Source organism: Halorhabdus salina (assembly GCF_013839425.1).
GTDB classification, from domain to species: domain Archaea; phylum Halobacteriota; class Halobacteria; order Halobacteriales; family Haloarculaceae; genus Halorhabdus; species Halorhabdus salina.
Window position 1 is genome coordinate 1 of sequence record NZ_JACDNP010000017.1, and the last position, 26,045, is coordinate 26,045.

Annotated in this window: 25 protein-coding genes and 1 tRNA gene; 17 read left to right on the forward strand and 9 right to left on the reverse strand. The window is 63.1% G+C overall.

The genetic code is table 11. The features are described 5' to 3' along the window. Positions 1-157: 157 nt before the first annotated feature. Together HZR20_RS13995 and HZR20_RS14000 are read left to right on the forward strand one after the other, a co-directional pair. Positions 158-240, forward strand: a tRNA-Leu gene (locus HZR20_RS13995). 489 nt (positions 241-729) lie between these two features. Continuing rightward, the gene (locus HZR20_RS14000; RefSeq protein WP_181687363.1) at positions 730-1,269 is read left to right on the forward strand and encodes a DUF5813 family protein; all 540 of its coding nucleotides are present in this window, start codon (positions 730-732) and stop codon (positions 1,267-1,269) included. A 36-nt stretch (positions 1,270-1,305) separates the two neighbouring features. On the opposite strand, the gene HZR20_RS14005 is transcribed toward HZR20_RS14000, so the two are convergent. Both HZR20_RS14005 and HZR20_RS14010 read right to left on the reverse strand, forming a co-directional pair. After that, on the reverse strand, positions 1,306-1,536 hold the full coding sequence (locus tag HZR20_RS14005; RefSeq protein WP_181687364.1) for an Lrp/AsnC family transcriptional regulator: 231 nt from the start codon (positions 1,534-1,536) through the stop codon (positions 1,306-1,308). 1 nt (position 1,537) lies between these two features. Continuing rightward, a complete protein-coding gene (locus HZR20_RS14010; RefSeq protein ID WP_181687365.1) occupies positions 1,538-2,224 on the reverse strand; it encodes a potassium channel family protein in 687 nt (228 codons plus the stop codon). 131 nt (positions 2,225-2,355) lie between these two features. Between HZR20_RS14010 and HZR20_RS14015 the strand changes: the two genes are divergently transcribed. From HZR20_RS14015 to HZR20_RS14030, 4 genes are all read left to right on the forward strand, one after another. After that, positions 2,356-2,586: an Lrp/AsnC ligand binding domain-containing protein gene (locus HZR20_RS14015; protein ID WP_181687384.1), complete on the forward strand. Its 231-nt coding sequence runs from the start codon at positions 2,356-2,358 to the stop codon at positions 2,584-2,586. Positions 2,587-2,653: 67 nt separating this feature from the next. Next, complete coding sequence (locus HZR20_RS14020; protein ID WP_181687366.1) at positions 2,654-2,995, forward strand: hypothetical protein; 342 nt, start codon at positions 2,654-2,656, stop codon at positions 2,993-2,995. A gap of 141 nt (positions 2,996-3,136) precedes the next feature. After that, on the forward strand, positions 3,137-4,183 hold the full coding sequence (radA, locus tag HZR20_RS14025; RefSeq protein ID WP_181687367.1) for a DNA repair and recombination protein RadA: 1,047 nt from the start codon (positions 3,137-3,139) through the stop codon (positions 4,181-4,183). 98 nt (positions 4,184-4,281) lie between these two features. Further along, positions 4,282-5,184 carry an acyltransferase gene (locus HZR20_RS14030; protein ID WP_181687368.1) on the forward strand — a complete coding sequence of 301 codons (903 nt, stop codon included), beginning with the start codon at positions 4,282-4,284 and terminating at the stop codon, positions 5,182-5,184. An 89-nt stretch (positions 5,185-5,273) separates the two neighbouring features. On the opposite strand, the gene HZR20_RS14035 is transcribed toward HZR20_RS14030, so the two are convergent. After that, positions 5,274-9,047, reverse strand: coding sequence for a glycosyl hydrolase (locus HZR20_RS14035; RefSeq protein WP_181687369.1), 3,774 nt, complete (start codon positions 9,045-9,047; stop codon positions 5,274-5,276). Between the two features lie 394 nt (positions 9,048-9,441). Between HZR20_RS14035 and HZR20_RS14040 the strand changes: the two genes are divergently transcribed. Together HZR20_RS14040 and thsA are read left to right on the forward strand one after the other, a co-directional pair. Beyond that, a complete protein-coding gene (locus tag HZR20_RS14040) occupies positions 9,442-9,990 on the forward strand; it encodes a KH domain-containing protein (RefSeq protein WP_181687370.1) in 549 nt (182 codons plus the stop codon). A 145-nt stretch (positions 9,991-10,135) separates the two neighbouring features. Continuing rightward, positions 10,136-11,818, forward strand: coding sequence for a thermosome subunit alpha (gene thsA / locus HZR20_RS14045; RefSeq protein ID WP_181687371.1), 1,683 nt, complete (start codon positions 10,136-10,138; stop codon positions 11,816-11,818). A gap of 145 nt (positions 11,819-11,963) precedes the next feature. Here the strand turns inward: thsA and HZR20_RS14050 are convergent, their stop codons facing one another. Together HZR20_RS14050 and HZR20_RS14055 are read right to left on the reverse strand one after the other, a co-directional pair. Continuing rightward, complete coding sequence (locus tag HZR20_RS14050; RefSeq protein ID WP_181687372.1) at positions 11,964-12,803, reverse strand: sugar phosphate isomerase/epimerase family protein; 840 nt, start codon at positions 12,801-12,803, stop codon at positions 11,964-11,966. Between the two features lie 93 nt (positions 12,804-12,896). Then, complete coding sequence (locus HZR20_RS14055) at positions 12,897-14,339, reverse strand: serine/threonine protein kinase (protein WP_181687373.1); 1,443 nt, start codon at positions 14,337-14,339, stop codon at positions 12,897-12,899. A gap of 118 nt (positions 14,340-14,457) precedes the next feature. Between HZR20_RS14055 and pheA the strand changes: the two genes are divergently transcribed. The 4 genes from pheA to HZR20_RS14075 all read left to right on the forward strand — a co-directional run bounded on the left by pheA (position 14,458) and on the right by HZR20_RS14075 (position 16,907). Then, positions 14,458-15,264 (forward strand): prephenate dehydratase, encoded by an 807-nt coding sequence (gene pheA, locus HZR20_RS14060; protein ID WP_181687374.1) that lies wholly within the window; start codon positions 14,458-14,460, stop codon positions 15,262-15,264. Positions 15,265-15,364: 100 nt separating this feature from the next. Continuing rightward, positions 15,365-15,712 (forward strand): TRAM domain-containing protein, encoded by a 348-nt coding sequence (locus HZR20_RS14065; protein ID WP_181687375.1) that lies wholly within the window; start codon positions 15,365-15,367, stop codon positions 15,710-15,712. Positions 15,713-15,821: 109 nt separating this feature from the next. Continuing rightward, the gene (locus HZR20_RS14070; protein WP_181687376.1) at positions 15,822-16,265 is read left to right on the forward strand and encodes an Hsp20/alpha crystallin family protein; all 444 of its coding nucleotides are present in this window, start codon (positions 15,822-15,824) and stop codon (positions 16,263-16,265) included. Positions 16,266-16,355: 90 nt separating this feature from the next. After that, on the forward strand, positions 16,356-16,907 hold the full coding sequence (locus HZR20_RS14075; RefSeq protein ID WP_181687377.1) for an NUDIX domain-containing protein: 552 nt from the start codon (positions 16,356-16,358) through the stop codon (positions 16,905-16,907). Here HZR20_RS14075 and HZR20_RS14080 read toward each other — a convergent pair. Beyond that, positions 16,880-19,048 (reverse strand): ATP-dependent DNA helicase, encoded by a 2,169-nt coding sequence (locus tag HZR20_RS14080; protein ID WP_181687378.1) that lies wholly within the window; start codon positions 19,046-19,048, stop codon positions 16,880-16,882. The two genes, HZR20_RS14075 and HZR20_RS14080, sit on opposite strands and share 28 nt — an antisense overlap. A 42-nt stretch (positions 19,049-19,090) precedes the next feature. Then, positions 19,091-20,041 carry a cation diffusion facilitator family transporter gene (locus HZR20_RS14085; protein WP_181687379.1) on the reverse strand — a complete coding sequence of 317 codons (951 nt, stop codon included), beginning with the start codon at positions 20,039-20,041 and terminating at the stop codon, positions 19,091-19,093. A 75-nt stretch (positions 20,042-20,116) separates the two neighbouring features. On the opposite strand from HZR20_RS14085, the gene HZR20_RS14090 reads away from it, so the two are divergent. Beyond that, positions 20,117-20,629, forward strand: coding sequence for a metallophosphoesterase (locus HZR20_RS14090; protein ID WP_181687380.1), 513 nt, complete (start codon positions 20,117-20,119; stop codon positions 20,627-20,629). A gap of 141 nt (positions 20,630-20,770) precedes the next feature. Here the strand turns inward: HZR20_RS14090 and HZR20_RS14095 are convergent, their stop codons facing one another. Continuing rightward, complete coding sequence (locus tag HZR20_RS14095; protein ID WP_181687381.1) at positions 20,771-21,661, reverse strand: ArsR/SmtB family transcription factor; 891 nt, start codon at positions 21,659-21,661, stop codon at positions 20,771-20,773. Positions 21,662-21,782: 121 nt separating this feature from the next. On the opposite strand from HZR20_RS14095, the gene HZR20_RS14680 reads away from it, so the two are divergent. The 3 genes from HZR20_RS14680 (at position 21,783) to HZR20_RS14105 (ending at position 24,241) form a co-directional block, all read left to right on the forward strand. Further along, entirely contained in the window at positions 21,783-21,911 is a 129-nt protein-coding gene (locus HZR20_RS14680; protein ID WP_258560461.1) for a DUF7859 family protein, read from the forward strand. 84 nt (positions 21,912-21,995) lie between these two features. After that, entirely contained in the window at positions 21,996-23,084 is a 1,089-nt protein-coding gene (locus HZR20_RS14100; RefSeq protein ID WP_181687382.1) for an aminopeptidase, read from the forward strand. A 59-nt stretch (positions 23,085-23,143) separates the two neighbouring features. Beyond that, the gene (locus HZR20_RS14105; RefSeq protein WP_181687383.1) at positions 23,144-24,241 is read left to right on the forward strand and encodes an aminopeptidase; all 1,098 of its coding nucleotides are present in this window, start codon (positions 23,144-23,146) and stop codon (positions 24,239-24,241) included. Between the two features lie 225 nt (positions 24,242-24,466). On the opposite strand, the gene HZR20_RS14110 is transcribed toward HZR20_RS14105, so the two are convergent. Further along, complete coding sequence (locus HZR20_RS14110) at positions 24,467-25,474, reverse strand: tyrosine-type recombinase/integrase (RefSeq protein WP_181687385.1); 1,008 nt, start codon at positions 25,472-25,474, stop codon at positions 24,467-24,469. Positions 25,475-25,643: 169 nt separating this feature from the next. On the opposite strand from HZR20_RS14110, the gene HZR20_RS14115 reads away from it, so the two are divergent. Next, complete coding sequence (locus HZR20_RS14115) at positions 25,644-25,865, forward strand: hypothetical protein (RefSeq protein ID WP_258560462.1); 222 nt, start codon at positions 25,644-25,646, stop codon at positions 25,863-25,865. Positions 25,866-26,045: the final 180 nt, after the last annotated feature.

The following is a 26,045-nucleotide window of genomic DNA, read 5'->3' on the forward strand; positions in this document are numbered from 1 at the left end:
TAGCGAGACCGATCGGAGAGAGGTCTCGATTATCGTGAACGGCGACCAACGGAAGCCGTGAGTAGCGAGACCGATCGGAGGGCAACCTTGAGCATGTCGAGCGGTATACAGTGAAAATCGTAAGGGACATTCCGACCGCCGGTGATTGTCAATATGCGCGAGGGTGGCTGAGCGGCCAAAGGCGGCGGGCTTAAGACCCGCTCCCGAAGGGGTCCATGGGTTCGAATCCCATCCCTCGCATAGGGAGACGCGAACGGGGTGAGCGTCTCCGAAATGACGAACGGGGAGCGAAGCGACCCGTGAGTACTGCGACGAACGCAGTGAGGCCTCGATTTTGCGAACGGTGAGCGGAGCGAACCGTGAGTCAGCGTACGCGGCGCAAATTCGCGCCGCGCCGAATCGAACGGATGGCGATTCGAATCACGGCAGACCGAACGAAGTGAGGTCTGGCATCGGGTTCGAATCGCGATCGACGCAAGCGTCGATCGACGTTCACCTCGCTTTGCTCGGTGAACTCCCATCCCTCACATAGCGAGGTCGAGCGAAGCGAGACCTCGGAACGAGCGAGCAGCGAACGAAGTGAGCCGTGAGCCGCTGTCGCGAACAACTCGTGAGCGACAAGTGCAGCAAATGGATTCGAGCCCTGGGAGTCGCATCCACAGGCACGCATACTGTCGCTGGCTTGCCGGCCCCACGGGCTTTTTTGCCGGGCAGTCCAAGTCAGGCATAATGACAGCGGACTTGCCGGCGACGGTCGCTGACGCGATGGATACACACGACGCCTTCGAGGCGAGCGAGGACGGATACCGTGTAACGACGACGGTCTTCGACGCGACGGTGACTGCGACCGAGGCGAACGATGTCGGGTACCAGTTCACGGTGACAGTTCGCGCGCCGATGCTTGGCGCGGCCGTCGAGGACGAAGTGGTCGGGCCGGCCGTCGAGGAAGGGTGGTTCGAGACCTACGAACGACGGCTCGAAGACGCGCCAAAGGCGACACGGGCACAGATCGAACTGGACAGTTACGACCTCTGTGAGCAGGGTCGCAAGGCGATCGCGACGTTCACATTCACCGCTGGCGACGCGGCGCGTGGCGGCGAGATCGCTAAGACGCTCGTCGAGTACGTTGAAGGAACCTACGTCGAGGGGGTCGTGCCCGGCTACGAGTACGGCTCGCCGGTGGCCGACCTCCTCCAGCGAGCAACGACCACCGGCAGCGAAGCTGATGGCGGTGGCTCGGGCGGAAAACGTGGCGGGACGCCGCTATAACTCAGCGGGCCGGATGAGCGAGACTGCCGGTAGAACTCAGTCCATGGCGATGTAGGTCTGAGTGTCTTCGACGCCCTGAATCTCCTGAATCTGGGATGCTGCAATCTGCTTGACGGCGGCCGGTGAGTCAACGTCTACCTTTGCGATGAAATCGACATCACCGGCAACGACATGGGTACGTACCACACCGTCAATGGCCGAGATTGCGTTTTGCAGTCGATCCGCCTCGCCAGTGTGTGCTTTGACCATGATGTATGCAATGACCATGTCAGACCCCTCCGATTGCCGGTTGTCCGGTATTCTCGCCGACGATCAACTGCCGGACGTCGCCCAAGACCGTGAAGTCCGCCAGAATCACCAACCGGTCGCCGACTTCCAGTGAGTCGTCGACGTCCGGCACATCGACTGGATCGTCGTGTTTGCCAAACGCCAACAACCGTGCGTTAGCCGGGAGTTCGAGTTCACTCAGGCTGTAGCCGTTGATCGGCGCCTGTTCAGTGACGGTGAACTGGATCAATTGGAGGTGCTGGGCAATATCCGCGATCGCTACGCTGTTGCCGCCCAGCAGGGCATTCTTCGCCGCGATCGCTCCCAGCCGTTCCGGATAGATCACCTCGTCGATCGCATCGGCGTACTTCCGGTAGATCTCTTCCCGGTAGTCTTCGTCGATACGCAAGACCGTCCGGCAGCCATGATGGTCGGCGACCAGACAGGCCGCGAAGTTGTCGTTGAGATCGCCCGTCAGCGCGCCGAGCGCGTCCGCCGACGCGAGGTCGGCCTTCTCCAGGACCGGCTCCAGGCCGCCGTCTCCCTGGATAACCTCGAAATTGGCTTCGCGGGCGCGGTCGGCCGACTTCGGGTCGACTTCGACGAAGACGACCTCGTGGCCGCTCTCGCGAAGCGCCCGGCCGGTCCGCAACCCGACGCGCCCGGCACCCACGATAACGAATCGCATGGGTTGACTATTCACGTGCGGACGAATAAAGCTATCCACGCCGGCGAAACCAACGATAGTTGACCGATTACCACCTTGACGGCAATTATTGGGGAAACCTTCATGATATGCCACATCATACCACAGAGCACATGGTACGAGCGTTCATCATGGTCAAGGCGGTGGCTGGCAAAGCTGAGGGGATCCTGGGCGACGTACGAACGGCGATCGGCGTCGAAGAGGCCCACGTCGTCGCGGGTCAGTACGATCTCATCGTCGAGGCCGAACGGGATAGCGTCTACGAGGTCATGGAGTCCGTCGCCAGCGGGATTCGCGATATAGAGGGTGTCGCCGACACTCGAACGTACATGTGTCTGGAGTGAACCGGTAGGACTGAACCGCTGGCACCGCAAACGACATCGAAAAGGGGGTCCGGACCGTTGAAACGATATGGTCAGTGCCGTCGACGCTGTCGGGCTCGCCGTGATCGTGCTCGCGAACACGGCGATTGCCGCGCTCCTCACCCGATTTTTCCGTGTCCGTCTACAGACGAGCTGGGGTGGCCCCGTCTTCGCTGTGCTCCTGGGGTCGCTGGCGGTGATGATCTCGACACTCGTCCTCAGCGGCTTCCTTCGGCTCGGGCCGAACCTACAGAACCACGGAACAGTCATCGGGATCACGATCGTGACGCCGCTGGCCGTCGGACTCACGTTCGATTACGTCTGGATGCCGGCCCCGGAAGAGATCGACCTCCCCGAGCGGTACGAGCAGCGGCCCCCTGAAAGACGCTGATCGACGTTTCGAACGCTCTCAATAGAAGAGAACAGCTGAATGGATTACACACCAAACCGTCGATCGAAGACGGGGGGACGTATTTCACTTTCACTACGGTGTTAACCAGGCTTTATATTACAGGGCGAGCAACGGCGTGGTATGGCAGCATCCGAAGACCTCGAAGACCTGCCGGGCGTCGGCCCGGCCACAGCCGAGAAGCTAACCGAAAACGGATTTGACTCCTATCAGGGCATCGCCGTCGCCAGTCCGGGCGAACTGTCAAACACCGCGGACATCGGCGAATCGAGTGCCTCAGACATCATCCAGGCCGCCCGTGAGGCCGCGGACATCGGCGGGTTCGAGTCCGGCGCACAGGTGCTGGAACGCCGCGAGCAGATCGGCAAGCTCACGTGGGGCGTCGACGAGATCGACGAGCTGCTGGGCGGCGGCGTCGAGACGCAGTCGATCACCGAGGTCTACGGCGAGTTCGGTGCCGGCAAGTCCCAGGTCACCCATCAGCTCTCGGTCAACGTGCAGTTGCCGGCCGAGCACGGCGGTCTGGAGGGCAGCGCGATCTTCATCGACAGCGAGGACACGTTCCGACCCGAGCGGATCGAGCAGATGGTCAAGGGGCTGGACGACGAGGTGATCGCGGACGCGATGGTTCTCCATAAGGTCGCCCAAGAGGACGAAGCCGACGCGACCAACGAGGACCTCGTTGATGACCTCGTCGAATCCATCCTCGATAAGATCCACGTCGCCAAGGCATTCAATTCAAATCACCAGATCCTGCTGGCCGAAAAGGCCCAGGAACTCGCCAGCGAGGGCCAAGACGAGGAGTTCCCCGTCCGGCTCCTCTCTGTCGACTCGTTGACGGCCCACTTCCGGGCGGAGTACGTTGGACGTGGCGAACTCGCTGACCGTCAGCAGAAGCTTAACAAACACCTCCACGATCTGATGCGAGTCGGCGACCTGAACAACACCGCGGTCATCGTAACCAACCAGGTCTCGGCGAACCCGGACTCCTTCTTCGGTGACCCGACCCAGCCGATCGGTGGCAACATTCTCGGACACACCTCGACGTTCCGGCTGTACCTCCGCAAGTCCAAAGGCGACAAGCGGATCGTTCGGCTGGTCGACGCGCCGAACCTGCCCGACGGCGAGGGCGTAATGCGCGTCGAGGAAGGCGGGCTAATGCCCGAGTGAGGGACACTCGTCGCGCTGTGATGGGAGGAGACCAGTCTCCGCCGGTTACGCGACAGTAACGATAACCCATTTGACCCCTGCCCCCCGTATGGGAGGCCATGACCAAGCGCCGCGTCTCCTTACCGCCGTTTGCGGAGGAAGGACTCAGGGAATTTCTCACGGAGGTCGACGAGCGACTGGAAAGCGACGAGGACACCTGCGACGTGGTCGAGGACGTCCTCGTCGACCTACACGGCGACCGAGAGGCCTACGAACGCTGGCAAGACGGCGAAGACGTGACGCCGGCCGAACGAGTTCGATTGCAGGGGTACGATCCCTGTAATGCGACCCTGGAGAGCGAGTATTACGCCGAGAAAGACGAGGACAGCTACGAGGAGTCCAAATACCTACAGTGGCTCTGGCGGCAGTTCGATTCGACGCCGATGGCTGACAACGTCGCCTTCGCGCTTCGCTTCCGGCGGATGCTCGCTTCACACCTGTTTGCGGACTGTGGCGAGGGCTGTCGGTTCTTCAAAGGGATCACGTTCTCGTATGGCCACAACATCACCGTCGGGGACAACGTCGTCATCCACGACGACGTCCACCTCGACGATCGCGGCAAGTTGACGATCGGCGATCGCGTCTCGATCGCCGACGACGCCCACGTTTACAGTCACGACCACGACGTCGTCGACCAGACCGAGGTCCGAAACTACCACACGATCGTCGAAGACGACGTGCGGTTGACCTACGATTCGATGGTTCGAGCCGGCGTGCAGATTGGCGAGAACGCGATCCTCGCCACCAAAAGCGTCGCCCAGTCGGACATTCCGGCCCACCATGTGGCTGCCGGGACGCCGGCTGAATCGATCGGCGTCAAACCCGGCTGGGAATCGGTGGCCGACCCGATCGAGGGCGCAAACGAGGACCGTCGGGAGGAACGCCGCCTCGAGTTCGACCTCCCGGCGGGTTTGACTGCGTTCGACGAATTCCAGCGGGACCGCCAGCCACCGGACGCCTGAGAGCAGTCTCAGGGCGAGGTAACTGCCACCTGGCAGATTCGAGCGAAAATTTCGACTCGACAAACAGACGAAAACGGGGAAGAGTCGCGCTACAGTTCTTCGTCGTCGTTTTGCAGGAGATACGCACCGAGACCGAACAGCCCGAGCAGCATACTCACGACGGTAAAGCCGGGGCCACTTGTCGTCGTTGCCGTCGGTTCCGGTTCCGTCTTTGACTGTTGCTGTGGCGACTCAATGGTTTCAGTGGCCGTTTCGGTCGGCGTTTCGGTCGATGTCTCGGTCGCGGTTTCGGTTGCCGTTTCAGTCGGCGTCTCCTCGCCGCCTCCGCCGCTGCCCTCGAAGCGCATATAATCGAAGTTCCAGGCTCCGCCGTCGGCAACGACGCGGACGATATGGTCCCCTTCTTCCAGCTCAACGCCTTCGGCACCGGTCACTTCAGTGTAGCCGGTCCAGCTACCAGTGTTGGGCACGTCGATCGAACCGGTAACATCCTCGCCGTCGACCTCGATGTGGACCGGGCCGCCGCCTTCGGCCGAGGCGACGCTGACGATGATGTCGTACTCGGCGGTCGATTCGACGGTGACCGAGTATTCGAGCCACTCGCCACCGGGGATGTACCCGATCGTGTAGTTCCCGCCGCTTGCCTCGCCAATGTCGACGGGGTGGTCCCGATAGTCGGCCCCGGCCTGGTTGTTCTCGCTCGTCTCGTGGTAGGAGACACCTTCGCCACCCTCGTCGAAGTACTCGGCTTCGATCTGTCCGGGGATCTGCCGGCGCTCCCCCTGGAAGGGTTTCTGGACCGCTCCTTCGGCGATAGTTGTAGCGTCGATCGTCGCCCGCCGGGACTCGTTGCCGGCACCGTCGACCGCGACGACTCCGAGCGTGTATTTCGTCCCGGAATCGAGGTCTTCGAGCGTACTGGTCGTCTCCGAGACCTCCGCGTACTGTTCGTCGCCGACGTAGACGAGGTAGTGATCGATGCCGCTGCCCTCGCCGACGTCGCTGGCCGCTTCCCAGGAGAGACCGATCGACGTTTTCGACGGCGTCCCCGTCTGGAGGTTTGTCGGAGCATTCGGAGGTGCCGTGTCTTCGCTGTCCGTCGTAACGTCGGTCGTCGCCTCCTCGGAGGCGTTGCCGAACGGATCGACCGCCTCGACGGCGATCGTGTAGTCGGTGCCACGCGAGAGGCCCTCGATGCGGATGTCCGGTGTTCCGACCGTCGCGTACTCCTCGCCGTCGAGATACACAGCGTAATACTGAACGCCTGAGGGATCGGTGGCTTCGTCCCACGCGAGTTCAGTCGCGTAGCTGTTGGTCATCGTCGCCTCGAGATTCGCCGGCGTGGTCGGGGCTTGGGTGTCCGGCTCGTAGTGCTCGGCGGACTCCGCGACGACGATCTCCCCGGCAGGGACGGACAGTTCCATCCCGTCGGAGAAGCTCGCAGTGATCTCCTCGGAGTCGGCGTTGTAGGCGACGTACGTCCGCGTCTCGCCGTCCTCGAAGACCTGGTGGAAGGGGACGTCCCCGACGACGTCCGTATCGACTAGGCCAGCACCCTCGACGAAGTGGACGAAATTGTAGATGAACGGCGAGGAGTTGCCACCCGGATCGACCGGCAGCGCCTCGTCGACGAGCGTGGCGGCTTCGGATGGGTTCGACATCGCTCGATACCCCCACGCAGTAGGCTCGAAGCCAGCCAGGAAGCCGGTTTCAGGGTTCTCACCGTCGAGGTGATAGTCACGTGCATCCAGCAGTGCTTCCCAATTTGCATTCGCGTACGTGGTGTCGTGGCCGAGATAGAACGAGTGGCCGCCGACCGGCAGCCAGTTGATGCCAAAGACCTCGACTGGATCTGACGCGGCCCACCACAGCGATCGCCAGTAGCCACCGCCCCAGACGTTCGAGGCGTACTCGAAGTCCGGGCCAGCAGTCCCGAAGGTGTCGAAGTTTTCGCCCCAGTCGTCGGGCAGCGAGTCGTCCTCGGGATCGAACCAGTAGTCCCAGACGGAGGCCGTTTCCTGGGTGTACAGGAAGATGCCGGCATCCCGGAGTTCCTCGTCGCCAGTCATCTCGCCCCAGCGGATCATCGCCGCGTAGGCCATGACCGCTTCGGAGGACGATTCCTGATTGTTGCCCTTCGGATTCCCGACGGTCCCGCCGGCCCAGGAGTGGCCGCCGTAGACGTCGAAGTTCCGCAGGAAGGGGAAGGCGTTTTTCGGATCGCCGGCGGGATCGAGTGCGGCGTCGTGGTCGGGGCGTTCCCAGTTGGCGTAATCTCGAACGAGCCGGTTGACCATCCCGCCCCAGTTGTCCTCGCTTGCCCACTCCGGGTTCGTCCTGGCGGCCTCGGCGGCGCCATAGACGAAGTACCCGTAATGGAAGTGGTGGTCGGTAATGCCGGTGACCGACCCGAAGTCCGTCGGATATTCGAACAGCGAGCCAAGCGCATCGTCGTAGTAGAACAGCTCCTGGCCGGCCTCGGTCCCCATCGAGGTATCACCGGCCGTCAGCCAGGCTTCGAGCCGGTCAGTGACTGCACCGGTGAAGTACTCCTGGGCATCGGTCTGGCCGGTCTGTTCGGCGATCGGCGCGACGACGCTGTTGCGGAAGAAGTCCTTGCCGGCCCAGTAGGCGCTAATCGGGGGAGTCCATTCTGAATTATACCGGTCGTAATCTTCCATCAGGCCCGTGACGTACGATTCCAGCTGGGCCATGTCCTGGGTCCCTTCCGTCGGCTCGAACGGCAGGATTCCCTGATAGGAGTGGGTTGTCGTAAACGACGTCCCAGTCTTGACCTTCATCTCGCCCCGTGGCGACCAGTAGGTGAAATCAGCAACGGGCTCGTCGGCGAACTTCCACTGGTGCGGGAACAGCGCCGTGATGGTGCCCTCGGCCGTACTCTCGGACTTGGCGTCGGTTTCGAAGGAATAGGTCGTCCGGACTTCCGAGACGGGGTTGCCCTCGTCGTCGGTCTTGGCGTACGCCCAGTCGATCGTCGTCCCGACGACGTGGTTGTAGGCGTACTCCTCGAACGTGGCGAGCAGATCGGTACTGGCCTCGGGGAGAACCGCGACCGTCAGGTAGTTACCGTCACCGAGTCCCGACGTGAGTGTCGCAGTATCGAGCCCGTCCCAGCTTGCCGAAGACGGCGCGAAGATACCGAAGTGCTGGTCGTAGTGTTCGCCCTCGACGGTCACGCCGAGCACGTTGCCCTGGTCGGCGAAGACCGAGACCTGTTCGTCTGTGGCTGGTTCGTCCTCGGCGTCACGTAGCGTGATTTGGGCGCCGCCGCCCACGCACTCGGCGAAGAACAACGGCGAGCCACGTGCCTGGGTCACGTCGACCCACATGTTCGCAGTCCCGCCCAATCGGGTCTGGACGTGCCAATCGCCCCAGTCGTTGACGCGCGCGTCTTCGAATTCGTCAACCATCTCGTGGCCGATTGTCAATCCGGGCGTGTTGTCCCAGTCAGCGACGATCGTGTCCTGCTCGGCCGGCTTGCCCCCCCAGTCCATCGGGTATTTGACAGTCAACCCGTTTGGGCCGGGATCTGAATAAGAGGGGAGGCCGATGACGGGACCGGAACGAAACGTTCCAAACAGTAGGCCACTCCACCAGTCGTTCGTCGGAATCGGGGGCGAAACGTTCTCCGTGACGTACTCGGGTGTCGGGGGTGTCGGATAGTCGTACCCCGCCGGGATTGCTGTCGTGAAGCTCCCCGAACCGACGCTGACGACGTCTGCGTCGTTGACTTCGGCAGCCACAGTACCTGACGCCGCGCCGGCAGCACCTGCGACACCAACACCTTTGACGAACGTGCGCCGGGAAAGATCCAGCGACGGAGTATCAATATTGTCTGACATAGTTGGGTCGTGGCGCAGGCTCTATCACGCGGGCCACCATGTCCGGTGAAACTCTACCGTGGCCCCGTCGGGACCACAGCGACACCGGGTGTCCACCATATTGCCACGCGATGACGAGTTCCTGTCCGGTGAATTTGTACCGACCCCCCGTACTTTATTATATTGTAAGAAAATGTTCGTTCAACCTACTACTTGCAGCTGTTCTGATAGGTGTTGTCTCACTACCAGTCGAACGAAAATGTGGCCGGACCTCAGCCCAGGATATGAGGCCGGAGATAGTCGGCAAGCAGGTTGGCAACGAGGGTGTCGGAGCCGGCACAGGGAGACGGGTGAGCAGACGTGCCGGGCCGTGACCGTGGACTTAACTTCGCGTGCGTGCTATCAGCAAGTAGGTATGCAACACGTGAAGATTCCGCAGGACCGGATTGGCGTGGTGATCGGCGAGGGGGGTGAGACGATGCGAGAGATCGAAGATCGGGCCGAAGTCCGTCTGGACATCGACTCCGAGAGCGGTCAAGTCGCCGTCGAATCGGTCGGTGACCCCGTTACCGGCCTGAAAGGGCCGGACATCGTGAAGGCCATCGGCCGTGGGTTCGCCCCTGATGACGCCTTTCGATTGCTCGAAGAGGATATGGCACTATTAGATGTCGTCGACATCGACGCTTCCGCCCGGAATCCAAACGATCTCAAACGCATCAAGGGCCGACTCATCGGTGAAGACGGTCGAACGCGCGAATTGATGGAAGAGTTGACTGGCGCAGCGGTCGTCATCTACGGCTCGACGCTGTCGATCATTGGCGGCCCCGAGCAAGTCGAAGCCGTTCGGGACGCCACGGAGATGATCCTCGACGGCGCGCCACACGGCTCGGTCTATTCGTTCCTCGAACGCCGCCACAACGAGATGAAACGCGCTGGCCTGGAATACCACCAGTTCACCGGCTAACCACCGGGCGCGAGCAGCTATTTAAACGCCTCTGCGAAACGTTACCACAGGCAGCAAAACGCCCGTCTGTGTGGCCGGCGATGGCGACGGTCCGACGGATTTATATAGAATCACATTCAATCATCGTTTGACTATGGCTCAACAGATGGGTAACCAGCCCCTCATCGTACTTTCCGAGGACAGTCAGCGAACCTCCGGGAAAGACGCGCAGTCGATGAACATCACGGCCGGGAAGGCCGTCGCCGAGTCCGTTCGGACCACACTGGGTCCGAAAGGCATGGACAAGATGCTCGTTGATGACGTCGGCGGCGTCGTCGTCACCAACGACGGCGTGACCATCCTCGAAGAGATGGACATCGAGCACCCCGCCGCGAACATGATCGTCGAGGTCGCCCAGACCCAGGAGGACGAGGTCGGCGACGGGACGACCACGGCGGTCGTCATCGCGGGCGAACTCCTGACGAAGGCCGAGGACCTCCTCGACCAGGACATCCACGCCACCATTCTCGCACAGGGCTATCGCCAGGCCGCCGAGAAGGCAAAAGAGATTCTCGAGGAGAACGCCATCGACATCTCCGCGGATGACACCGAGAAGCTCGAATCCATCGCCGCGACGGCGATGACCGGGAAAGGTGCCGAGTCCGCCCGGGACACCCTCTCGAAGCTCGTCGTCCAGGCCGTCCAGTCGGTCGCCGACGAGGACGAGATCGACACCGATAACGTCCAGCTCGAGGTCGTCGTCGGCGGCTCGATCGACGAATCCGAACTCGTCGAGGGCGTCCTCATCGACAAGGAGCGCGTTCACGAGAACATGCCCTACGCCGTCGAGGACGCCGACGTGGCGCTGCTCGACACCGCAATTGAGGTCCGTGAGACCGAGGTCGACGCCGAGGTCAACGTCACCGACCCCGACCAGCTCCAGGAGTTCCTCGACCAGGAAGAGGAACAGCTCAAGGACATGGTCGACAAGCTCAAAGCGGCCGGCACTGACGTCGTCTTCTGCCAGAAGGGCATCGACGACATGGCCCAGCACTACCTGGCCCAGGAGGGCATTCTGGCCGTCCGCCGTGCGAAGACCTCCGACATGAAGGCCCTCTCGCGTGCGACGGGCGCACGCCTTGTCTCCAACATCGACGACATCACCGAGGACGACCTCGGCTTCGCGGGCAGCGTCGCCCAGAAAGAGGTCGCCGGCGACAGCCGGATCTTCGTCGAGGATGTCGATGATGCCAAGGCCGTCACGATGATCCTCCGCGGCGGCACCGAACACGTCGCCGACGAGGTCAAGCGCGCCATCGAGGACGCCTTGGGTGTCGTCCGCGTCACGCTGGAAGACGGGAAAGTCCTGCCTGGCGGCGGGGCTCCGGAAGCCGAACTTGCGCTTGGTCTGCGTGCCTACGCCGACTCCGTGGGTGGCCGCGAACAGCTGGCCGTCGAGGCCTTCGCTGACGCCATCGATGTCGTCCCGCGCACGCTCGCCGAGAACGCCGGGCTCGACCCGATCGACTCGCTGGTCAACCTGCGCAGTCAGCACGACAGCGGCGAGAAAGGCGTCGGACTTGACGCCTACAGCGGCGATGTCGTCGACATGGAAGATGACGGTGTCGTCGAGCCCCTCCGCGTCAAGACCCAGGCTGTCGAAAGTGCGACGGAGGCCGCCGTGATGATCCTCCGTATCGACGACGTGATCGCTGCCGGCGACCTCAAGGGCGGCGGCACGGACGACGATGACGAAGGCGCAGGCGGACCCGGTGGCGCCCCCGGCGGCATGGGCGGCGGCCCCGGCGGCATGGGCGGCATGGGCGGCGGCATGGGCGGCATGATGTGATCGCTGCCTGAGAACACCTCACCCCGACCCTGTCGTTGCGTCGAACACTGCTGTTATCTCCGTTTTCTCTTTGGGTACCGTGAGACGGCGAGCTATCGAGTCAGTCGAGGCACTCTATGTTCCGACCAAGGCCGCGAGCGCTAGCTCAAATCCCGACTCGATCGAACGCGTCCGCGAGTGCTTCGCTGGTCGTGGCGACGGCGGATTCGTCGGCCATCCCCTCGACGCGATCACTGAACGGTTCGGGCGTCACTGGGCCGTCGTACCCGAGGCGATCGAGTTCGCCAAGGAAGGTCCCGACGTCAATGACGCCGGTCTCGGCGGGGAGTCGCCGGTCAGTGTCGATCTGTTCGTCTCGTGGGCGATCGGGGGCGTCGTTGAGGTGAACGTCGACGACGTCGCTCGCGGCGAGTGATTCGAATGCCGTCGCGTCCTCGCCGGCCCCGTACCAGTGCCAGCTATCGAGCAGGAGGCCAACGTTCGTGGCATCGAGACCGTCGATGAGATCGAGCATGCCCTCGGCGGTATGGACGAACTCGTACTCGTGGCCCGCCCGGATCGTTTCGGGGCCGAGATATTCTAGACCGAGTCGGAGCCCGTGGTCGGCGAGAATCTCGGCGACAGGTTCGATCCGTTCCCGGTGGAAGGAACGATTCGCTTCGAAGGGGCGCTCGTCGCTGAACGAGAAGAGATACGTCGAAACGCGGTCACAGCCAACCGAAGCTGCCGCCGCTGCGTCAGCTGGCAGGCGGTCGAGGCCAGCCTCGTAGTCTTCCCTGTCGGCGTCGACCCGAAACGGGAGTGCCAGCGCTCCCGAACGGAGCCCATGCGTTTCCAGGATCTGCCGATACGCGTCCGGTCCCTGGTCCCGGAGAGCGGACAGATCGACCTGGATGCCCGCAAAGTCATGCGCAGCCGCCAGCTCGGCCGCGTCGGAGAACGGACGTTCGACGCCGATCGCGGCCGGATCGAGACACGTGTACATACCACAGAAAAACGACGACGCCGAGGATGAACGTTCCGGTGAAAGTGGTGGCTGTGCCTGCCAGTGCGCGGGAAAACAATCGATCGGTGGGCCTCACCCGACGTGTTTCAGCTGGCGATACAACTGGGTCGCCGTCTCGAAGCGAGTGAGCTTTCGTGGTGCCATCGCTTTGGCTACCACCTCGTCGATGGATTCGGGCACGTTCGGCCGGACGTCACTAGGAATCGGCGTCCCGTCCTCGAGAATCGACTCCCGGACCGTCTCGTACGCACCGTCGTACGGCGGCTGGCCCGCGAACAGCCGATAGATCACGGCTCCGAGGTGGTAGACGTCGGTCGCGTGATCGACCTGACCAAAGCGGTCGTCGAAGTATTCCGGAGCGGCATAGCGCGGATCAAGGTACTCGACGGGATCGAAATAGTCCCGAATGACAGTCATCACACCGAGGTGTGAGAGGCTCGGGGCCGGATCAGATTCGAACCCGGCCGCCGGGTACACCACGTCGTGGGGGTCGATCCCGCCGTGGACGAGGCCGCGTTCGGTCACGGCAGCGAGGCCAGCGGCGAGTTCACGAGCGTCCCGCAACGCGACGCCGAGTTCCGGGGGATCGCGGTCGGCGAGTGTCGACTCGGTCCGGGGTGTCGCGACCCACGGCCGGGGATGGTCGCCGTAGTCCGCGACAGCGGCGATTCCAGTCGTCTCGTCGGCTGCCTGCCACTGCCCGAGGCGTTCGTGGACGGCCGAGCCGAAAGCCGTCACATCCTCGCCCGGCTGATCGAAGAACAAGAGATCGATCCCGTATTCGGCCTGTTCCATCCGCGCTTTCGACGGGAGGACGTGGCCGTACCGGCCCCGACGGGGCGGTTCGATCACGCTCACCTCGTCGAAGGCACTGACCAACTGGACCGCGGCAAAAGATTGTGAGTTCTCTGCGGCCTGGATCCGCCGGCGTCGCTCGGCCACTGGATCGATCGTGTCCTCGCCGCCCTTAGCTGACTCCGGAATCGACGCGTCCGCGTGCTTGACGGCCCCCTCGTCCGGATCGGAAGCGTCCGACTGTTCCGGCGGTTCAGGCTCGTCTGGAATCGACCGCTGATGAACGGTAACGGCATCGTTGGGAGCATCGACAACCTGTTGTGGTTCGGCGGCGACCGCCCCGCCACCATCGGCCCGGAGTTCGGCATCGAAGTCCCAGCTCGTGGTTTTCCGGACCGCCCGCACGACCTGCCCGCCGAACCGACGGAGGGCGTCCCCGACCGGTTCCGGGTGGCGCTCGTGCAACGACGACAGCGTCCGAACCAGTGGCTCGGTTGGCGTTCGATCCGCTGCCCGGACCAACCGCTCGGCGAGTTCCGCGCCCAGCGTGGGCCGCTCGTCAGCCAGCCGGCAGGCCGTCCAGGCGGCACTGACGCGGGTCCGTCGGGCCTCCGCTCCGAGTCCGTCAAGCACTGAGGGGAGGATCAGCGACAGGACCTCCTCGGCGTCGGGCTCGCTGGCTCGGCTCGTACCCGAGTCTGCCTCGCGGGGCTCCGCCATCGTGTGACGAATTCGTGCCCGCGACCAAGAACCTCAGTCAGACGGCCGTCACACGACGGCCGGTTGGTGTGCCACCCCGACCGCGGCGCTTTTGGGCCGGACCGGCGAAGACACGCCTATGCGAACGCTCACGCTGGGGCCAGCGGGCACCTACTCCCACCGGGCCGCCTCGGCAGTCAACGAGACTGTCGAGTTCACCGAATCGGTCGCGGCCATCGTCGAGGCCGTCGCGAGTGGGGAGTACGACCGCGGCGTCATTCCCATCGAGAACAGCATCGAGGGCAGCGTCACCGAATCGCTCGACAGCCTGACCGACGCAGACGTGGCGGTCGTCGGCGAGGTCATCACACCGATCCGCCATGCGCTGCTCGCCCAGGGGGAAGACTTCGAGACGGTCGCCAGCCACGCCCAGGCGCTGGCCCAGTGTCGGGGCCACCTCGACGAGCACTATCCGGACGCCGACCTCGAAGCGGTCGCCAGCACCGCCCGTGGGGTCGAACACGCCCGCGAGGATCCGGCGATCGCGGCCATCGGCCACCCCGACAACGCCGGCGACGAACTCTCGGTCCTGGCCGAGGACATCCAGGATCGGTCCTCGAACGCCACGCGTTTCTTCGTCATTTCTGGCCCCGAGGAGCGCTCGATCGAGGGCGGCAAGACCTCCGTCATCGTCTACCCCAACGTCGACTATCCCGGTCTCCTGCTGGAACTGCTCGAACCCTTTGCCGATCGGGACGTTAACCTGACGCGGCTGGAATCCCGGCCGAGTGGCGAGCGACTGGGCGATTACCTGTTCCACATCGACGTCGAGGCCGGGTTGTACGAGGAACGGCTCCAGGCGGCCTTGGAGGATGTCGAAGACCTGGCCAGCAAGGGCTGGGTGCGCCGACTGGGCTCCTACGACACCCAGCACGTCGTGGAGTAGAACAACAACAGAAGCCACACCGACGTGCAAGCCAGGCGGACCAAGTGAATCTTCAGCCACCGACCGCTACCATCTTGGGAATGGCGATCCGAGCCAATACATGAGCGAACTTTGGTTCGTCGCCGGCGGGGTGGCCCTCGTCTTCGTGATCGTGGTGCTCCTGTGGTGGGGCCGATCGTCCGAGAAAGCCGCGTCGCAACAGGCACACGAGGCCGCCCAGGAGCGGGAGCCGCCGGTCGAAGTCGGTGACGTCTACGAGTTCGGCGTCATCGAGTTTACCGACCACCACTCAGGCGAGCGGATCGCCGTCGGGAAAGTCGAAGGGTTCGTGCTGTTTACCGAGGACGTCCCGAGCGACGTCAGCGAAGGTGACGTCATCCGTGGAAAGGTACTCTCGTTCAACGAGGGCCGGACCTCGGCGGACGCGACGTTCGTCGGCAACCGCTAAACCACCGTCGAGAACCGCGAGGCTTCCGGTCGAGCCCCCGTGACGCCACCCAATGACAGCCAAAGTGATAGTTAAGTCGGTGGCCAACGTAGGACCATTCGGAATAACCATGCCATCCAAACCAAACCCCTTCGACGAAATCGAGCGGATGTTCGAGCAGATGAGTCGCCAGTTCGAGTCCTTCGACCCGACGGACGTCGCTGGCTCGCTCGGGGGCGTCCCCGTCAACGTCCGCGACGAGGGCGACCAGTTCGTCGTCACGGCGGACCTGCCGGGCTACGAGAGCGACGACATCGACGTGACGCTGCCCGACACCAGCACCCTTCGAATCAGCGCGGAGACGGAATCGGACGCGACCAGCGAAGACGAAGAAGAGGAAAGCGTGTTCGTCCGCCGGGAACGCCACCAGCAGTCGGTCAGCCGATCGGTGTCGCTGCCCGATCGCGTCGCCAGCGAGGAAACCGACGCCAGCTACCAGAACGGTGTCCTCACCGTCACGCTCCCCAAAGAGCGACCCGACGACGAGGGTGGACGGACCATTCCCGTCAACTGATTAGCTCCGGTGCGTCCGGGACACGAGCGCGACTCGCCGTCCCCGAACGGATAGCGAGGTTCTTGAGTGAGCCAGTCTAGTGCGTAGCCAATGACAGCGGCCCCGGCCTATTGCCCGCACTGCGGCACGATGCTCGAAGAGCGACGGAGAGAGGGACGATCCCGACGGTTCTGTCCCGACTGCGAGTGGGTCGTCTACCGGAATCCCGACCCCGCGGCGGGCGTCCTCGTCGTCCGCGAGGACCCGCCGTCGGTCCTGCTGGTCAAGCGCAGCAGTGCCCCGGCGGCGGGCCGGTGGAGTCTGCCCGCGGGCTATCTGGAGTGGGACGAACCAGCCCCGGACGCGGGAATCCGGGAATTGCACGAGGAGACGACGCTCTCGGTGGCCCCGGCTGACGCCTCGCTGCTGTCGACACGACTCCGACCGGGGGCTCACGGCGGCTACACGCTGGTCGTGATCTACGTGGCGTCGGCCGAGGATGTCGACGGCACGCCGAGTGCCGGCTCGGATGCTGCCGCAGTCAGGTATTTCGAGCCGGCGGAACTTGACGCGGCTGCCCTAGAGCCGGAGTACCGGCCGGTGTTCGAGGATGCTATCGACACCGTGACGGGCGATCAGGGCGCAGGCGGATCGCCGTCGTAGGCGTCCATGTCGGTGTAGAAGTTCAGCAGGCCGAACTTGAGTTTCTCGGGATCGACGTCGATCATCTCCGCGCGTTCGGCCGGCGGGAAGGTGCCACGGACGGCATATTCGGACATCTCGATCTCGGCCTCTTCGGTATATCGACGATCGATCAGTACGCGCGCCCCGAAGTCCTCGGGTGAGCGAATTACCCGTCCCATCGCCTGACGGGTCTTGCGGACGGTCGGAATCTCGACGGCGTAGCGCCACCCGGCCTCCTCCCCGTCGAAGGCTGTTTCGTAGGCCGCCTGGACGGCCTCCATACGTTCGTCGAGATAGGGATAGGGGACGCCGACGACCAGCGCCGTCCGGGCGTCGTCACCGTCGTAGCTGACCCCCTCGCCCAGGGTCCCCCACAACGAGGTGAACAGCACACCGTCATCATCCTCGGTGAATGTCTCGCGCAACTCCTGGGCGCGGGTGCCGGGTTCGTCGAGGTAGCGCGTCGCGTCGACGTTTACACGGTCGTGATAGCGTTCGGCCTCGGCATAACTCGGGAAGAAAGCGAGCGTGTTGCCGGGCGTCATTCGGACGGCGTCCTCGATGACGCCCCCGACGGTCGACTGCACGCCTTCGTCGTCCCGGCGACTCGAAAACAGCGCCGGTGTGTCGACGGCGTAGGTCCGGCGGCGGTCCTCGGGGAACTGCGGGCCGTAGGCCAGGGTTTCAGGCTCGTCCAGGCCGAGGACATCCTCGGTGACCTCGAAGGGGCGCAACGTCGCACTCATCAAGACTGTCGCGTAGAGATCGTCGAACAGCGATCGCGTCACGCGATCCGGGATCGCCGTGTACAGTTCGGCCCGGCCAGAAAGGTCGCCGTCCCCCTCTTCACGGCGGACGCTCACCACCGGATAGAGGCCCGACTCGTCGCTCTCGTCGAGCCAGGCGTCGAAGAACGTCGCCGCCTGGAGAGTGGGACACTCCTTTCGGACGCTCGTCTCACCCTCTTTGTAGGCGTCTTCGTACTGCTGGTCGAGTGCCTGTCCCAGTTTGATCGCGCTCGCTAAGTCCTCGCTGACTCCCTGGCCCGTGTAGTTCTGGAGGATCGACAGAGTGAGATCGTCCCGGCGGTCGTCGTTGTCGATCGCGAGGTCGTGCCAGTCGTCCTCGACGGTCTCCCGTTCGCCAAAGGCCAGTGCGTCCTCGTAAGTGTCCCGTAGCGCGGTGAGGATCGTCGTCAAGACGTTCTGGGCGGCGTCAGCCCGCGGATCGTCACTGCCCTCCAGTTCGTCGATAGCTCGTTCGAGCGTGGGCTCGGCCAGCGTCCGGCGGGCGTGGTCGCGGGCGGCGTCAGCGACATTGTGGGCCTCGTCGAAGACCGCGATCACATCCTCGGGATCGCGACCCAGCCAGCGGAAGAACTGCTCGCGGACGAACGGGTCCAGCAGGTGATGGTAGTTACAGATCACCAGGTCGGCCCCATCGATGCCGTCCTTCAGGAGTTCGTAGCCACAAAAGCCCTGGCGTTCGGCGTACTCGTAGACCTCGTCGGGGGTGCGAACGTCATCGTAGAGCCACGCGTAGAAGTCGTCGGTGTCGCTCGTGAGGTTGTGATAGTAATGATCGCAGGTCGATTGCTCCTCGCGAAGAGTCTCGAGTTCCTCCCCGACGCTTTCGAGTTCGTCCATGATCGCCGAGCGGGCCTCGGCGGCCTCCCCGTCGCCGGCCTGACTCTCATCGAGGAGTTCACGCTGGCGGCGTTCGAGGTCGGCCCGTTCGCTCTCTGCGTCGACGAGATCGTGAGTCGTGTCCCGGAGGGCCTGGCACTCCTCGTAGCCAACGTCGATGTGACACATCGAGGCTTTCCCGCGGAAGACAATCGCCCGGATGGACTCCTGTCGGTTGATCGCCCGGGCCTCTTCGGTGAACTGGCGCATCTGCTGGTGGACGTTGGTCGTGATGACGACCGTCTTGTCCGTCCGGCGGGCGTGTTCCAGCGCGGGCGTCAGCGCGGCCAGCGTCTTGCCCGTCCCCGTGGCCCCCTCTAACAGCACGTCCGAGTCGTCTTCGAGCGCCGCGGCGATTCCGTCGATGGCCTCACGCTGATGGTCGTAGGGCTCATCGTAGGGGAAAAAGCGCTCGTGATCGTGATCGGACGACACGGGCGGTGATTCGAGGCAGGGTGACAAAAGCGTTCGCTCGCATCAGGCTCGCGTCTCGGGTTCGATGTAGACCTTCTTGACCGACTCGTCGGCGGCCACGAGTGTCTCCTCGATGGCGGTGATCCGCTCGTCCATCTCGTCGGTGTCCAGGTCGGGCTCGAACGCCACGTCGGCGGCCACCAGCACCCGATCGGTCCCGAACAGGACCGTCCGGAAGTCAACAATCTCCCGGACGCCAGTCCCGTCAGCGACGATCTCTCGGAGTCGGCGCTCGTCCTCTTTCGGGAGACTCTCGCCCAGTAAGAGGCGTTTGTTCTCCCAGGCCAGCGCGACGGCAAAGCCCATCAGCATGAGGCCGATCAACAGTGCGGCGGCCGCGTCGAAAGCCTCGTTTCCGGTCTGTCGTGAGAGGAAGATACCGAGCAGTGCGATCCCGGCTCCACTCAGGGCGATGGTGTCCTCGGTCAGGGCCGTCAGCGTCGTCACGTCGCTGGTCTTCCGGAAGGCCTCCCGAAAGCCCGACCAGTTGTGCTCGTCGATCTGGTCGCTCATCACGCGGTAGGCTTTCGCGAACGCGTACGATTCGAACGCGATAGCGCCAAGGAGGACGGCGTAGCTGACGTAGACGGGTTCGATCTGGTAGCCCAGCAGTTCGGGGGCGGTCGCCTCGACGGCGTGGCCCCCCTCTGTCAACTTCGAGTAGCCGTGTTTGACGCTCTCCCAGCCCGCGATACCGAACAGAAACACCGACACCAGAAACGAGTAGAAGAACTGTGCCTTGCCGTACCCGAAGGGATGGCGCCGGTCTGCCTCGCGGGCCCCATACCGGATCCCGATCAGCAGAAAGACCTGGTTGCCAGTGTCGGAGATTGAGTGATACGTCTCGGAAAGCATCGCGGCACTGCCGGTCAGGAGAAACGCCCCGAACTTCAGGATCGCGATTGCACCGTTGGCGATCAGCGCGGCGATGACGACCGATCGACTGCCTGCCATGGTCAACGTTCCGCCGGGCAGTCACAAGTAGGTCAGGGTCGGGGCGGTTTTGAGGGACGCGACCGATTCCCCGATATGATCGCCGTCTTCGCGGACACCCACGGAACTGACAGTCCGCGACTGAGCGAACGGGGCGAAAGGGCTCTTCGCAATGCCGAACAGGTCGTCCACGCCGGGGACTTCACGACCGCGGAGGTCTACGACGCGTTCGAGAAGCGAGCGGCCGAACTAACCGCCGTCCACGGGAACAGCGACGCGCCGGCGCTACGGGATGGGTTGCCAACGGTGACAACATTCGACTGGGCTGGATGGACACTGTTGGTCACCCACGGGCACGAACACAACTCGACGACACTCCCTCTCCTCGCGCGCGAGCGGGGTGCGGACCTGGCGATCGTCGGGCACACGCACCGTCCGGGCATCGAGGAGCTCGGGGACCTGTCAGTAGTCAATCCGGGGAGCCACGCCGATCCGCGCGGTGGCCCCCGGACCTACGCCCGGCTGCAGGCCAAAGACGGAGCAATAGTGATCGACATCCGGAATGTGGAGGGCGAGTCAGTCTACCGCCGGCACGTCGCTGTGGGGTAATGGGAGCGTGGTCTGGAGGGCCAAAGTCGGTCAGCGCAGTTAGTTCGAATGGGTCGACCGACAAAAGGCCCTCCGGAGGTTCAAATAGTCGTTTGAACCACCGCAAGCAAGAGCGGCAACCGGCACGCGGTCCCACAGCCCTCACCGCCAGAGATACCAGACAGCACTCACGATGACCAACGCCGTCAGCCCGCCAGCGAAAAAGAGCAGTCCTGGCGGGAGGCCGCCACCATCCGGCGCGACCGTCGTCACCGTCTCGATGGTTTCGGCCATCGTTTCTGTCGGCGTCCGCGTGGGTGTCACGGTCTCGGCAGGCGTCGGCGACTGGGTGGCTGTCTGGGTCGCTGTTTCGACCGCTGTCTCGGACTGGGTGGCTGTTTGGGTTGCTGATTCGACCGCTGTCTCGGACTGGGTGGCTGTTTGGGTTGCAGCCTCCGTCGCTCGCGTCGCTGTCTCGGTCGCGATTCCCGCGTCCGACTCGGCGATCGTCATTGTCGTCTGTGCCACATCGCCGCTAGCAGCGTATTCAGTCGCGGTCGTCGTCGCGTTCACTGCGCCATCGCCCACTGGTTGCGGTCCACCAGATCCCGGTAGTCCGTCCCCGAGAAGCGACTGGACGACGAGACTGGCAAGTGCCAGTGCGCCGACCCCGCCGAGCAGTCGGGAGAGCGCCTGTCTGAGCGATGGTGTTCTCGATTCCTCGCCGGCGAAAATGACCAGGGGCCGGTCGGCCGGCGCGTAAACGTCCATCTCGCGACCCTTCTCGGAGTAGACCGTGTCGATCACCTCGACGGCCCCCGCCTCGGCGAGGTTGTCGAGATGATACTGGACGTTCTGGAGGGACGTGTCGACTCCCTCGGCCAGTTCAGAGGGGGGCGCTGGGTCGTCGTGGAGGGCAGCAAGGATCTCACGGGCCGTATCCGAAGAGAGTGCCGCGATGAGGTCGTCGGCCGCGTCGCTGTCGACGCCGATAACGCGCGGATCGGAGTCCTCGGCGGCGGACGTGTCCGGCTCCGACGGCAGCAGGGACATACGCTTTCGTGTTCCGAGAGGGGACACCAAAAGTTTCCGGGGGACGCGTTCGAACAGCGGCCCCGAATTTCGACACGACGGCGACGAAACACCTATCATCGCCCCCGCGTAACCCGCGTCCATGGTCGATCCGGTCCTGGTGGCGATGGTCGTCGTCATGCTGGCGTTCGTCCTGTTCGTCTATCTGTTTCTCCGGCGAATCGCGACCGGGTTCAAAGAAGGCGTCCGCGACGGGAAAGGCGGCGGCTGAGACACGCGACGGACAGCAGTGCGGACACGGGCACGAGGCCGGGACGAAACTGGTTTGCCCGACGGTCGAGAAGGGAATGGTGTCATGGACCCGCGCATTCGCGAGCAGGCACAGGTCATCTGCAACCACTCGATCGATCTCCAGTCCGGGGACAACGTGGTTATCGACGCCCACCCGGTCGCCGAAGATCTGGTGACCGCACTCCACGAAGAGATCGCCGACATCGGAGCCCACCCGCTGGTGGTTTCCGAACGAACTGGCTCCCGATTCCGGCGAGCCTTCCTCCGAAATCACGACGGTGACTTCGAAACGCCCAGCCACGTCATGGCGCTGTACGAGGAGATGGACGCCTACATCGCCATCCGGGCCAGCGATAACGTCACCCAGGAGAGCGACGTCGACCCCTCGGTGCGCAGCGAGTACGACAAGGCCCAGCGCCCGCTGTTGAACGAACGACTCGGCAAACGCTGGTGTCTCACCCAGTATCCCGCACCCGCCAACGCCCAACTCGCCGAGATGAGTACCGACGGCTACGAGAACTTCGTCTGGGACGCCATCCTCAAAGACTGGGACAGCGTCCGGGAGCACCAGGCCCAGCTGACCGAAATTCTCGACCCCGCTGACGAAGTCCGGATCGTCTCCGGTGACCGGACGGATCTCACGATGTCCATCGCCGGCAATGGGACACTCAACGATTACGGCGAGAAGAACCTCCCCGGCGGCGAAGTCTTCACCGCGCCCGTCCCCGACAGCGTCGAGGGCGAGGTCTACTTCGACAAGCCACTCTACCACCAGGGTCGGGAAGTCACTGGTGTCGAACTCGTCTTCGAGGGTGGCGAGGTCGTCGAGCACAGCGCCGAGAAAAACGAGGCGATCCTGACGGAAGTCCTCGAGACCGACGACGGCGCGCGCCGGCTGGGCGAACTCGGGATCGGCATGAACCGCGACATCGACGAGTTCAGCTACAACATGCTCTTCGACGAGAAGATGGGAGACACCGTCCACATGGCTGTCGGGCGGGCCTACGACGAGTGTGTCGGCGAGGGCAACGAACACAACGATTCGGCTGTCCACGTCGACATGATTGTCGACATGAGCGAAGACAGCGTCATTGAGGTTGACGGCGAAGTCGTCCAGCGGGACGGCACCTTCGTCTTCGAGGATGGGTTCTGAACGAGCGAGGATGCGAGTGATCGGCAAAGATTAACACCGGGCTCTGCGTCCACGGTGGCATGGATCCACGCGTCGAACGACACGCCGAACTGATCGTCGACCAGTGTACGGAGATCGACGAGGGCGACAACGTCATTGTCCAGTCCGGGCCCGAAGCCGAAGATCTCAACGTCGCGCTCTTCGAGAAAATCGGGGAACGGGGAGGGATGCCGACCAGAATGACGCTCGGTGGCCGAGCGATGCGGTCGTTCATCCAGGCAGTCGATCTCGATGCCGTGACGCCACCGGAGCATTTGGTCGGGCTCTTGGAGGCTGCGGACGTACTCATCAACGTCCGAGCCGCCTCGAACGTCGCAGAGACCAGCGACGTCCCCCCAGAGTCGATGCAAGCGTTCGCCCAAATCATGGAACCGATCCAGGAGCACATCGAGAACGAGGACACAGAATGGGTCCTCACCCAGCACCCAGCCCCCGGCAACGCCCAGAAGGCCGAGATGAGTACCGACGGCTACACCGACTTCGTGTACGACGCGATCGACCAGGACTGGGACGCCCAGGAAGAACACCAGGAACAACTCGTAGAGATCCTCGACCCGGCCTCGGAGGTCCGCGTCGTAGCCGGCGAACAAACGGACATCAGCATGTCCATCGAGGGCAATCCCGCGGTGAATAGCGTCGCCGACAAGAACCTCCCGAGCGGCGAGGTCTTCACCGCGCCGATCCCCGAGTCTGTCGAGGGTACTGTCCGCTTTGACATGCCGGTAATCCAGCACGGCCGCGAGGTCGAAGGCGCCTATCTGGAGTTCGAGAACGGCGAGGTCGTCGATCACGAGGCCGAAGCCAACGAGGACGTCCTCACTGGTATCCTCGGGACCGACGACGGCGCGCGCCGGCTGGGCGAACTCGGGATCGGCATGAACCGCGACATCGACTGCTTCACCGCCAACATGCTGTTCGACGAGAAGATGGGTGACACCGTCCACATGGCCATCGGTCGGTCGATCAAGGAGTCAGTCGGTGAGGAAAACCCGAAAAACGAGTCCGCGATCCATCTTGACATGATCCTCGACATGAGCGAAGACAGCTTCATTGAGGTTGACGGCGAAGTCGTCCAGCGAGACGGCACCTTCGTCTTCGAGGACGGGTTCGAAGACTGAGGACAGTAAGCATCCGGCGAGCGAAGCGAGCGGTGGAACCGCGAGCAAGCGAGTCGGTTCACCGAGCGGGAGCGAAGCGACCGCTCGGGTCGTTTTTCGCCCACGTTTTTGCGACGAGCGGTAGCCGAGCGAAGCGAGGCTACCCGAGGACGTAAAAAGGTGGACGGGCACGGTGGGTCGTAGCCTTCAGGCGATTCTCGCGGGATCGATTGGCACTCATGGTTTTTAAAGGTCGGGTAAGTGGTTGCTGCGCTGTTCAGCCTGTTCGCGATCCGATCGACGATCGTAATGCCGATCGAGAATTCGGTCGCTCGCGTCGAGCCGGTCCTGGACAACTTGACGAGGCACGTCCTCGCGTCGATAGTACGTCACACGGCCGCTCCGCACGTCGTGAGGAGAACGAGCAGACGGACACTGTGCCGCTTTATCGAGTTTCGTCGCATCACACTCGTACGGGTCACGATCGTGCGGGCACTCTTCATTACGCCAGCACGGTCGAGTCACCCTATACAGGGCCGTTCGAAACGTGTTCCCTGCAGGACGACCGTATTCCGTCGTCAGCAGGGGATCACGGCCGTAATCGTCGGTAACATCGTGGCGATGATATTCCAGGTAGTCCTCGATGTAGGCGGCAGCTTTCTCGCTGATCCGGTTCCATCGGGATCCTTTATTCTGGTTTTTGAGTGGTGTTCCTTGCTCGGGACGATGAACGAAGTGGACAGCAGGCCCTGAAAACCGTGGGTGGTCTCCGTCGAGATCGACGTCTTCGAGATCGAGGCCGCGGACTGCACCTGTCCGAGCGCCGGTTTCCCACAGCAGCAGCACGATCAAGTGCTGCCGAGTGGCGGGGTAGGCACCTTCGAGGTAGTCCAGAATCTCGATCGCGCGTTCCGGCGAGAGTGTCGTATTCGACACGTCCTCGCCGTTCTTCATCGTCGGCAGGTTCAACTGTTCGAAGAGTTCTGGATCTACGGCGTCGATGTCAGCAGCGAACCGGAGGAACCTGCGTACCGTAGCCAACTGGCCTTTGAGAGTGACCAGTTTGACCGGACCACGGTCGTCACCGTGACCTTCACGTCGCCAGATCCGGAATTTGTACAGGTCGCGACCGGAAAGGGAGTTCAGATTCTCGATTTCTTCCTCGTCACAGAACTCCAGGAACGCTTTGAGTCGGTAGCGTTCGCCCTGGCGCGTGGCGTCCGCGTGTTCGTCCTTCATCGCGTTGTGGTACATCTCGACGGCCTCTGCCGGCGAGATCGGGTCGAGATCAACCACCGGGGCACCTCCTTGGCATACTGAGTTGGTAATTTACCTACCAGGTAATAAAATTGCCGGTAACTAAGTAAGTTAGTAATTCAGTTACCCGGGTATTATGGATTTGGCAACCTACTGAGTGAGTAAGATGCCACAGCCGACTTTCAACATGGAGCAGGAGCTACTCGATGATCTCGATAGTACCCTCTCCTACGGTGATTCCAGGAGCGGATGGGTTCGTGACGCGATCAAGATGAAGCTGGGAATCCTAGAAGAGATCGAGGATCTGGACGAGGATATGACTACTGAGGAACGACGTGAGTTCGTCCTCGAAGCCGTACGAACGGCTGTCGAGGAAGAAACAGCGTAATCTACGGCTCTGCTATCGTTCGATACTGTGGTTCGACAGTTCTTACGGGGGACACTACTTTTCGACCGCATGCCACACAGGAGAAGCCAATACGTCCATCTGGTAACAGCACGACTTCTGTATCAGCTTCACACCCTTCAGGGCAGCTTATCCAGTCGTGAACCGACATACAACTAATGG